7 protein-coding genes are annotated in these 11627 nt (G+C 49.4%); 6 read left to right on the top strand and 1 reads right to left on the bottom strand.

Annotated elements, in window-relative coordinates; all coding sequences use genetic code 11:
- Position 1: 1 nt before the first annotated feature.
- On the bottom strand, positions 2-517 hold the full coding sequence (locus tag FEN17_RS00425) for a YcxB family protein (RefSeq protein ID WP_138363350.1): 516 nt from the start codon (positions 515-517) through the stop codon (positions 2-4).
- Between the two features lie 262 nt (positions 518-779).
- On the opposite strand from FEN17_RS00425, the gene FEN17_RS00420 reads away from it, so the two are divergent.
- The 6 genes from FEN17_RS00420 (at position 780) to FEN17_RS00395 (ending at position 11451) form a co-directional block, all read left to right on the top strand.
- Positions 780-1319, top strand: coding sequence for a DUF2911 domain-containing protein (locus tag FEN17_RS00420; protein ID WP_229208629.1), 540 nt, complete (start codon positions 780-782; stop codon positions 1317-1319).
- A 189-nt stretch (positions 1320-1508) separates the two neighbouring features.
- Positions 1509-2102 (top strand): RNA polymerase sigma factor, encoded by a 594-nt coding sequence (locus FEN17_RS00415; RefSeq protein ID WP_138363349.1) that lies wholly within the window; start codon positions 1509-1511, stop codon positions 2100-2102.
- 101 nt (positions 2103-2203) lie between these two features.
- Positions 2204-3445, top strand: a complete 1242-nt coding sequence (locus FEN17_RS00410; RefSeq protein WP_138363348.1) for a FecR family protein — start codon at positions 2204-2206, stop codon at positions 3443-3445.
- Positions 3446-3614: 169 nt separating this feature from the next.
- A complete protein-coding gene (locus tag FEN17_RS00405; protein WP_138363347.1) occupies positions 3615-7190 on the top strand; it encodes a TonB-dependent receptor in 3576 nt (1191 codons plus the stop codon).
- Between the two features lie 30 nt (positions 7191-7220).
- Positions 7221-8948 (top strand): RagB/SusD family nutrient uptake outer membrane protein, encoded by a 1728-nt coding sequence (locus FEN17_RS00400; protein ID WP_138363346.1) that lies wholly within the window; start codon positions 7221-7223, stop codon positions 8946-8948.
- 319 nt (positions 8949-9267) lie between these two features.
- Positions 9268-11451 carry a pyrroloquinoline quinone-dependent dehydrogenase gene (locus tag FEN17_RS00395; RefSeq protein WP_374756663.1) on the top strand — a complete coding sequence of 728 codons (2184 nt, stop codon included), beginning with the start codon at positions 9268-9270 and terminating at the stop codon, positions 11449-11451.
- Positions 11452-11627: the final 176 nt, after the last annotated feature.

Raw genomic sequence — 11627 nt, 5'->3', positions numbered from 1 at the left:
CCTACAAAAACTTTACCTTCAACCCATTCACATCCAGCAAAATCGCCTTCAACTGCGCGATCTGCTCGGGTGTGAAAATTCGTTTCGGGATCATCTGTCCAGAACCTTCGGAGGTTTTCAGGAGGAAAAATTCTTCGGTTTCAACTGCGGAATGCATTTTTTCGTAGGTGAGCCTGTTGGTGAAATTTTCGCCGGTGAGCACGTAGTAGGTTTTGTGGACAGACAATTTCATCGGCTGCACGATAGGGTTTTGGGATTTAACCATCGATGGCGCCTGGATTCTAGCAGAAATTTCGGGCAGGAAATAACCGTACACTGCAAGCAGAAGCGTCACAACATATCCCGAAGTAAACTGAAAGTTACCGTCCTTAATCATCACCACCGTAATGAAAACCAACACGGCCAGTAAGACCATGCCTAAAATCCGGAACATTTTGGTAATAAGCCGCGTCCGGGCCAGGGCGATCAAGCCGCGGTAAAGCTCTTCTGCGGTTAATTGGAAGGGGATTTCATTCATATAGGAAGTGGGTTCGAGGTAGTTGCCATTTGTTGTCAATTATAGTCAGGTGTAGTCATTTATTGTTTAGAGGTCGCTTTTACCTTAAAGTTCAAGACAACATCTGACCATACCTGACAACAAATAACTACAAATGACTATCAATGACAACAAATGACCATAAAATGACAAAATTTGAACAAGCGGACTACCTTGCTTATTGTCACAATTCGCGATATTTAATTAATTTTTAAAGAGGAGTTCAACCACTAACAAGCGTATCATGAAAAACAAAATGATTTCAAAAGGAATGATCCTGGGTGCATTGTGCATGTTTTTGTCGGTGGCTGCCTGGGCGCAGCAAGATAAGGCTAGCCGCCCAAGCCCGCCGATGACCGCGTCGGGAAAAGTGGGTGGAGCTACCATTACCATCAACTATTCCAGTCCATCGGTGAAAGGACGCAAGATATTTGGTGAGCTGGTCCCTTACGACAAAGTATGGCGCGCTGGTGCAAACGAAGCGACCATTTTTGAAACCGATAAGGACATTATGGTGGAAGGCAAAAAACTTGCTGCCGGCAAATACAGCTTGTACGCACAGCCAGGCGAAAAAGAATGGTCATTTATTTTCAACTCCGAAACCGGTCAGTGGGGTATCAAACGCGGCGGGGACACTTCGAAAGACGCATCCAAAGATGTGCTTACCGTGAAAGCAAAACCTGCGAAAAGTGCTTCCATGAACGAAAAACTGATGTATGAGGTAACTTCAAAAGGCTTCGTGCTGCGCTGGGAAAACACGGAAGTACCGGTGGCGATCAAATAATGATGATTAAATAATGTTCGCTCGGGTAGGTGTCGAATGTCTTTACAACCGTCCTGAATGCGTGCGTTCGGGACGGTTGTATTTTGAAAACGCTTGCAGCCTTCGTTTAAAATATTGACATTTAATAGCTATATTTTCCTATTTATTGCCTTACGCTATTAACTTTGAGCAGGCTGTTTCTTTCCAACATTGAAAATCGATTCCTTATATAGTGAAACAGAGCTGCTCGCACAGGCAGCATCGGGCAGCGAAAAAGCCTTTGCCGCGCTGTTTCATGGGTATCGCAACAAAATTTACTCCGTCGCGCTCCGCCTTACCAGGTCCACATTCCTGGCTGAGGAAGTAGTCCAGGATATTTTTCTCAAACTCTGGGTTAAAAAAGAAACACTCCCTGAAATCCAGGATTTTGAAGATTACCTTTTTATCATGACGCGAAACCATGTTTTTTCTGCGATGAAAAAAATGGCGCGCCAGCAGCAGCTTGTCGACGACCTGCAACTGGAAATGCCGTCGTCCGAAGACAGTACCTACAACCGCATCATTGACCAGGAAATGGACCAGATCCTGCATGAAGCGGTAGAATTGTTACCGGCGCAGCAAAAACAGATCTATCTTTTAAGTAAAGAACAGGAATTGAAACGCGATGAAATTGCAAAAATGCTGCGCATTTCATCCGAAACAGTCAAAACCCACCTCTCCCGCGCCTTGCGCCACATTCGTGCTTATAGTAAATTAAAACTGGGAATGACCCTATCCTGGCTACTGCTCCTCTTGGTAAAATAATTTTTTAACTTTTTTTAATCTTATTGTCCCCCAAACTTCCGCGGCGGGAGTCTTTATGGGTGAAGGTCTGAAAAAGCTCAGATATTACCCCGATTCCACCTATGCAAAGCCAGCGCCTGGACGATCTGTTTTTCCGGTATTGTGAAAAAAACATTACCGGCCAAGAACATGATGAGCTGATGTCCCTCTTGTTACTTGACGAGAACCGGGAGCAGATCAACGGCCTGATCGATCGGCTGATCCGCGACGACCATGCGGAACATCATTTGTCGCGCGAGATGGCCGATGATATCCTTTCGTCCATTTTTACGGCAACTTCTCCAAAAATAGAAGAACCAGAAAAAAATGAAGAATATGCCGAATCACCCGCGCCGCTCCGGTATTTGTGGGTGGCCCGCCTCGCCGCTGCGGCGGTAACATTGCTGCTGCTGTACGGAGGTTATCAGTGGCTCAATAAAAAAGAGCAAAAGCAGCTTCCGGTGGCCGTTTTGAAAAGTGTTTACGGCGAAGATGCCCCGGCGGGTGGCACCAGGGCAAGCCTTACCCTGGCAAACGGTGATTCCATCGACCTTACCACCGCGACCAGCGAAAACCTGGCCGGGCAGCCGTGGGTAACTATCAATAAAACTATCGGCCAGATCACTTACAGTACGTCACCTGAGAAACCGGACTCGATTACTTACAATGTACTGCGGACGCCTCTTGGGGGTCAGTATAAAATCGTGCTGCCCGACGGCACACGTGCGTGGCTAAACGCAGGGTCGAGCCTGCGCTATCCTACTGCTTTTACAGGCAGCATGAGGCATGTGGAAATGAGCGGAGAAGTATATTTTGAAGTGGAGAAAAATAAGAAAATGCCTTTCCAAGTGCGGATACTCGACCGGCGGAACAATGATCGCCCCACTGAAATCACTGTCCTAGGGACACATTTCAACATTTCATCGTATTGTGAAGAGGCCAACATTCAGACCACCTTACTAGAAGGTTCGGTTAAAGTGGAAAAAGGTGATGTGGCTAAGATCTTGTCGCCAGGCCAGCAGGCGCGGATTGCGTTTGGCGAGCAGCAGCCGAACATTGCCGTGAAACTGGTAGATACCGAAAGTGTGGTAGCCTGGAAAGAGGGCCGTTTTGAATTTAATGGCAATATTAGGGAGATCATGCGGCAGATTTCCCGCTGGTACGACCTCGACGTGACTTATGAAGGCAATGTGGAGAAGAAATCTTTCGCAGGAACGATTTCGAGGAAAAACAATGTGTCGGAAGTACTTAAAATGCTGGAACTGACCGGCGGCATCCAGTTCCGGATCGAGGATAGAAAAATCACCGTTAAAAACACAGACTGACAACGATTCCTAACCCTAAACCTCTCATTATGAAACCTGTAAATTCTTCCTGAAGAACATTACCGGATGAATCAAAAAGCCGGATGCGTTGCGACCGCACCCGGCTTCACCTGATTGATCTTTGATCATTGGACAACGAAACATTAACCTTAATCAAGCATACAAAACTATGAAATTTGTATACAAGGGCAAAACCGTCCTTGGGGTAGCGTATATACGTAAACGTTCCCTCAGGATCGGTGCCGCCATCACGGGCCGGGTAAATCTCGGCAAAGTATTCCTGACCATGAGATTAACCGCGATACTGCTCCTGATTGGAACGCTGCAAGTGCTGGCAGACAACACTTTCGCGCAACAGGTGAGCCTGCAAAAAAAGAACGCCTCGCTGCTGGAAGTGCTCAAATCGGTGCGGAAGCAGACTGGCTATCTTTTTATTTGTGACCTCGATATGCTGGAAAAGGCGGAGAAGGTCAATATTGATGTGAATAATGCGCCTTTGAAAGAGGTGCTGGACGCATGTTTTGCTAAACAGGCATTGACCTATAACATTGTAGATAAGACAATTATCGTAAAAAAGAAGAAAGAAGCTAACAAGAAACCGGTCAGCTCGACGGAGGTGAGGTTGCCGATGGCTTATTTCAGTGATCCGGGCATTGAGCAGCGGATGCTGGAAAGCATTCAGGAGAAGATCCGGCCAGAAAATATGTTTGATATCAATGTGCAGGGAAAGGTTACCGACGAAAAAGGTGAGGCTTTACCGGGCGTAAACATTGTGCAAAAAGGCACGCAGCGAGGCACTTCCACCAATGAAAACGGCGCATATAACATTGAAATCTCCGATCCGGACGCAGTGCTAATCTTCTCTTTTGTGGGTTATACATCCCAGGAAATTGTGGTAGGCAGGCGGGCGATGCTGGATGTGACGCTGAAAATCAATGACAAAGCGTTGGAAGAAATTGTCGTGGTAGGTTACGGTACGCAAAAACGCTCCGACCTGACCGGCTCGGTCTCTTCTGTTAAAGCCGAGGATATTAAAAGTCTGCCTGTGCGCAGCGTCAGCGAAGCATTGCAGGGACGTGCGGCAGGCGTGCAGGTAACGCGGACGGACGGTTCGCCTGGCTCGGGTTCGGACATTGTGGTGCGCGGGGTGGGTTCAATCGGTGGCATGGCGCCGCTGTACATTGTGGATGGAATCCGGATGTCGGCGGGCAACAATTTCAATTTGCAGGATGTGGAATCCATCGAAGTCTTAAAAGATGCGAGTGCGGCGGCGATTTATGGTGCGCAGGCAGCGGGTGGAGTCGTTTTGGTGACCACCAAAAGAGGTACCGGTCTGGATAAAATGAACATTAATTTCAATGCTTATTACGGTGTACGCCAGCCGAGGAATTTGTATAAAATGCTTAATACCGCAGATTATATCAAGGCAAAATCTGCATTCGGCGTGAATACCAGTAGCTGGGGCGACCCGAATACATTGCCCGACAACGACTGGGTAAATGACCTTTACCAAAACGGCAGCGACCAGAGTTACTCACTCTCCCTGTCCGGCGCGACGGCCAAAACCAATTATTACCTCTCGGCCAACTACCAGCGTGAAGGCGGTACCATTATCGACAACTATTTTGACCGCTACGGTATCCGCTCGAATGCTGATTTTAAAATAACAAACCGATTGAAAGTTGGCGAAACATTGTACGCCTGGCGGACGGGTGTTAATCCTGTGCAAACCAGCACATTCCCATTTCGCTCTGCACCTTTGATCCCCGTTTACGACGCCAGCAACCCGGTAGGCGGCTGGGCCAAAACGGGCACCTTCTTTACCGGCCCCAACCTGGTCGGAAACGAGTTGATCAACCACGCCAAGAACATTCAGTACGCGCTTGAAGGAAATTTATACGCTGATCTGGAAATTTTTAAAGGTTTGAACCTGCGGGCTACATTCGGATCATCGATTTACAGTGGCACCAACTACAAATTCACGGAGGCCTACGATTTTGGTACATTAAAAAATGTGAACGCATTCCTGAGCCGCGACCTGAGCAACTCGCAAAACTATACCGCCAACTTTGTTTTGACGTACAGCAAAGTTTTTGGCCCGCATGAAATCAAGGCCATGGCGGGTTATGAAGCTTACAAATCGGATCTCAGCAACCTGCACGGAGAAGCGCAGGGTTTCCAGGTGATCACCTACAATTTGGGCATGACCACCAACCCGAGCACGTACAAAGCGAGCGGCGGCGAGTTTCCTCAGACGAGGTTATTGTCCCAATTCGGCCGGATCAACTATACTTATGCCGGCAAATATCTGCTGACCGCCAATGTGCGCCGTGATGGTTCCGACCGGTTTGGGCCAGCGAACAAATGGGGCGTATTCCCTTCTTTTTCAGTTGGTTGGAAAATGAATGAAGAAGCCTTTATCCGTGACAATTTTGAGCAGGTATCGAACCTTAAACTGCGCGGAAGCTATGGAAAACTGGGAAGTACCAGCAGCATTCCGCAGTACACCTACCAGGCGTCTTTCGGCGGAACCGGCGGAACGAACATTCTCGGCTTGCCCGATGGTAATCGCTCAAAAGGCTACGCACTGACCGCCCAGCTTCCCAACCAGAACATTAAATGGGAGCAGGTAAACCAGACAGATATCGGCCTCGACCTCGGGCTTTTCCGGAACAGCCTCAACCTGACGGCCGACTGGTACAGCCGCCAGACGCAGGATATGATTTACCAGGTGCCGGTGCCTACCTCGTCGGGTTTTTATGGAAGCAGTGTGTATACCAATGTGGGCCAGATGAGCAACAAAGGCATCGAGCTGGCGATTGATTACCGCGGCCGGGTGAAGGATTTCACCTATGCTTTCAGCGTAAATGCGTCTTTTAACAAAAACCTGGTAAAACAACTCAGCGGCACCAACAATAACCCGATCAACGACGGCGCGGCGGGCGATTACCTCGAAAGTACCGTGGCACGCACCCAGGCCGGACAACCTTTGAGCCAGTTCTACGGATACAAAACGGACGGTATTTTCAAAACCGATGCGGAAGTAGCAGCATTGAACCAGAGTGCGCAGGAAAAAGCGGCCGCCTCGGGGCAATCGTCGACCGGCGTGTTTTACCAGGCAGCAGGAACCGGCGCGGGTGACCTGAAATTCAAGGATTTGAATGGTGACGGACGTATCACGATCGATGACAAAACATTCATCGGTAACCCGTGGCCGAAAATGACCTACGGATTTTCCATCAACCTCGGCTGGAAAGGTTTAGACCTTGCTGCGATGTTCCAGGGAATCCAGGGTGTGGATGTTTTTAATGGAAATAAATATTACACCCAGTTTTTTGTGGGTGACTACAACACGACTTCCGATATTTTCAAAACCTCTTTCTTCAACGGCGGCGGACTCACCAGCCAGCCAAGGATCGGGACTACCGACGCATCGGGCAACTATGTGCGCGACCCGAATTCGAACTACACCCGTATCTCGGATTTTGTTGTTGAAAACGGTTCTTTTCTGAAACTGCGCAACCTGCAAGTTGGATATACCCTGCCCGCTTCGCTGACTAAATCCTGGAAAATGACCGGGTTACGGATTTATTTTCAAGGACAAAACCTGCTGACTTTCACGAAATATTCAGGCCTTGATCCTGAAATTGTCGGACGAAATGGTACCACTGCACGCGGCATCGATACAATTTATTCCTACCCGCGCACGAGGCTGGTTTCCATGGGTATCGACCTGAATTTTTAATTCATTCAAGACAAAACAGCTATCAAAGCGATGAAAATATTAGTTAAAATCTCTCTGTTCGTCTTGCTCGCAGGTGTTTTTTCCTGCAAAGAAGACTTCGTGAATGTCGAAAACCCGGGTGCGCTTTCACCTACCAATTATCCCGGCTCGGTCACCGATCTTGAACAATTACTGACCGGCGTTTACGCCACGCAGCACGCCAACGGGCTTTTCGGGCACACAATGCTGGCCAAAAATACCTGGCTCTGGGACCATACCACCGATCTTAGCTGGCAGGGCACCCCGACCTGGATCCAGCTTGCACAAAACAATTCCCAGCCGAACGACAGCTTTTTGTACGATACCTGGCGGGAACTGTGGCGCGGTGTACAGCGCAGCAATACCCTGCTGGCCGCCGTGGAAAAGTACCGTGAAAAAGCGCCGCAGGACCAGGCAGCTATCGACCTGATCAAAGGACAAGCATTGTTCCTCCGCGCCTGGTACTACTATCATTTGACGGCACTTTGGGGCGAAGGCTTTATCGTAAACGGACAAGGCGGCGACAAAATGGGCGTCCCCATCATCACCGACGCGGCTACCAGCCTCGAAGCGACGCAGGTAGATCGCAAAACCGTAAAAGAAAACTGGGATTTCATTATTTCTGATCTGAAAACCGCAGAAACCTTGCTGGCAACTACCACCTGGACCGGCGCTACGGACAAATACAAAGTATCGGGCTGGGCTGTGAAAGCATTTTTGGGTAAAGTATATGTATATCAGCAGGATTGGGCCAATGCTAAAACGTATCTCAGCAACGTGGTAGCCAACAGCGGCAAATCTCTGGTGCCTTTTGATGTGTACAAGGATATGTTTAATGGTAAAAATGAATTCACATCCGAGTCGCTTTTTGAAATAAGCCTGAATGTGGACATGACTGCCCGCGGCGGTGACGACCAGTCGATGGGATCGAGCATCGGGATGGTGATTGCGCCGACTTATGTGGGCGACAATGGCGGTCAGGCTGCTTCGGCTTGGTCCAATGTGTTTCCGCATGCCAAAAACATTACGCGGTTTGGCTTCAAGGAGGGGCATTATTTCAAACCAGGTACTACCGTTGCCAACATTGCCAATGTGGACCCAACTTACATTGCGAAATCAAAACTGGCTAAACAAAACAAGACCGTCGATCCGCGGCTTTGGGTAGCCTGCTACCAGCCTTATGTCGACTCGATGGTGGTGAGCGGCAAGCTGCGCCCGATTTCACATTATCTGGATGTGACTGAGACAGATATGGAAGCATGGAGTTTCCGGAAATTCCTCAACCCGAACGGAACGGAAGCTGAGATCAATATGGCCGACGGCGCCAACATTCCTTGGCTGCGACTGGCCGACATTTACCTGCTCTACGCCGAAACGCTGACACATTCGGGCGATAACACGACAGCTTTGGAATACATTAATAAAGTGAAGCGTCGGGCTTATGGTTACCCGGTCAACACCGTCTCGGCCGTCGATTACAAAAGCCTCACCGCCGCCACCATGGCCAGTGACGATGTCCTAAAAAACGACCCGCTCAAATACGAGCGCTGGGCCGAATTCTTCGGCGAAGGCCAGTGGTGGTTCGACGTCTGCCGCTGGAAAATCGGCGACAAGGAAGCGGCCTACTACCAACGCATCCGCGGCGGCGCCATCCAGTGGAACAACACGGACTACGCCCAGCCGATCCCGATCAATGAGATTACGTCGAATGTGAACATGCGGCAGAACCCGGGGTATTGAGGTTGTGAATGCTACTTTTTCAATGTTGTAATGTTATCATGATGTTTGTCATGCTGAATTAGCGCCGTCATGCTGACTTTACGTGTCATGCTGAGCGGAGTCGAAGCACGTTTCTGGCTGGGCAAGATGCCTTTTTTGCACTCTGCTTAACCAGTAGCGTGTTTCGACTCCGCTCAGCATGACAACGTTAAAACAGCATGACAACGTTAAGACAGCTTGACAATGTTAAGACAGCTTGAAAGCATCAAGTCAGCCCGACAACACTAAGACAGCACACAAAACGCAAATCAAACGAGCTTCAAACCAAAAAATCAAAACCGTGAAGCCAATCTTTTCATTTAAAATACTATTGTTTTCGATAGTCACCACCCTAACCCTATCCAGCCAAAAAACCACCGACGAAAAAGACACTGACTGGAAAACTTACGGTGGGAACGCTGCCGGCAACCGTTACTCCGCGCTTTCCCAAATCAATACCGGCAATGTTGCGAAGCTGCAAGTTGCCTGGCAGTATGATGCAGCTAAGAAAGCGGAAGGCGCGCCGGCGCCACGTCGTCCGATGGAAATTCAGTGTCAGCCGATTGTGGTGCGGGGAGTTTTGTATGGGACTACGCCAATGCTAAGTCTTTTTGCGCTCAGGGCTGATACTGGGGAAGAGCTTTGGAAGTTTGATCCATTTAAAGATACCGAGCCGAGGTTTCATGCCAACCGCGGGATAATGTATTGGGAAAATGGTGCGAAGCAGCGGATTTTGTATACGGCTGGGGATCATTTATTTGCATTGAATGCGAAGGATGGAAAGCTGGTTGAAGGCTTTGGAACCAATGGAAAAGTTGACCTGCGTGATGGCGTTACCGGCATTCCGGGGCGTGAAAATGTTACGGTTTCGGTGGATGCGACGAGTCCGGGGGTGATTTACAAGGATATTTTGGTGATCGGGTCGCGGGTTTCGGAGTATGGGGATGCGGCGCCGGGGTATATCCGGGCTTTTGATGTGCGGACTGGCAAGCTAAAATGGGTTTTTCATACCATTCCGCAGCCGGGCGAAAAAGGTTACGAAACCTGGCCGAAAGATGCCTGGAAGCAAATAGGTGGCGCCAATAACTGGGCTGGCATGGTGCTCGACGAGAAAAGAGGGAATGTATTTTTCGGTACTGGCTCGCCTTCGGTGGACTTTTATGGCGCGGCAAGGGAAGGCCAGAATTTGTATGCCAACTGCGTGATCTCGCTGAATGCGGAAACCGGAAAATTGAACTGGTACTACCAAACCGTCCACCACGATCTTTGGGACCGCGACATTCCCTGTCAGCCTAATCTGGTGACTGTCACGCAAAAAGGCAAAAAGATCGACGCGGTCGCGCAGGCTACCAAAGATGGACTTTTGTTTTTATTGGATAGAAATACCGGTAAACCGCTTTTCCCGGTAGAAGAACGTCCCGCCAAAACTTTTTACACATTGCCCGGCGAACATCCCTGGCCCACCCAGCCCTACCCTACCAAACCAGCACCATTTTCCCGCCAGCTTTTTACTGAAAATGACATTACCGATATTTCGCCCGAGGCTACGGCTTTTGTAAAAGAGAAATTTGCCAAATCCCGCTCCGGCAGCAAGTACCAGACGCCGAGCAAGGAAGGCACCTTGTACCTCGGCTTCGGCGGCGGTGCAGAGTGGGGAGGCAATGCTGCTGATCCGGATGGGATTTTATACCAAAATGGCAACGAGATGGTCTGGGACCTGACGATGCTGGACTACACCGGACAAAGAAATACCTCCGACGGCAAGACGCTCTACATGCGAAATTGCGCCGCCTGCCACCGCGCCGACCGCCAGGGAAGCGGGCAGGAATATCCCAGCCTTGTTAATGTTGGGAGCAAATTATCCAAAGATGAAATCGCGACGATCATCAAAAGCGGCCGCGGCAGGATGCCTTCCTTCCAGCACATTCCAGACCGTGAGCGAGCGGCTTTGGTGAATTTTTTATTGAATATTGAAAATAAAAATACCACTGCTGCTGAGGAACATAGTGCCACCGCCGCGCCAAAATCAGCCGAAAACAATGTCGCATTCCCCTACATTCCACCGTACATTAACAATGGTTGGACAAGATTTTTCGACCAAAATGGCTACCCGGCCATCAAGCCGCCCTGGGGAACATTGAATGCCATCGACCTGAACACCGGCGAGTATCTCTGGCGCGTGCCGCTCGGAGAATTTCCGGAACTGACCAAAAAAGGAATCCCGGTCACAGGCACTGAAAACTACGGCGGCCCGATCGTGACGGCAGGCGGGCTGGTGTTTATCGCCGGTACGAAAGACGAGCGGATCAGGGCATTTGACAAAAAAACAGGTAAAATCTTGTGGGAATACCAATTACCGGCAGGAGGTTTTGCTACCCCGGTTACTTATATGGTAAATGGCAAACAATATATCGTCATCGCAGCCGGCGGCGCCAAAAACGGGCACAAGCCGGGGGGAAGTTACATTGCCTTTGCGTTGCCTTGAAAAAAAGCTATTAATGATGAGTTGAATTAACGTTGTCATGCTGAGCGCAGTCGAAGCACGCTACTGGCTTGGCACGACGCCTTTTGCACTCTGCCAAGCCAGCGACGTGCTTCGACTGCGCTCAGCATGACAATGTTAACAACGTTTTAAAAACCATTCTAATTAAATCCTAACCA

It is taken from the genome of Dyadobacter luticola, assembly GCF_005860805.1.
In the GTDB taxonomy this organism is placed as follows: domain Bacteria; phylum Bacteroidota; class Bacteroidia; order Cytophagales; family Spirosomataceae; genus Dyadobacter; species Dyadobacter luticola.
This window is presented reverse-complemented; position numbering and strand designations above follow the sequence as displayed.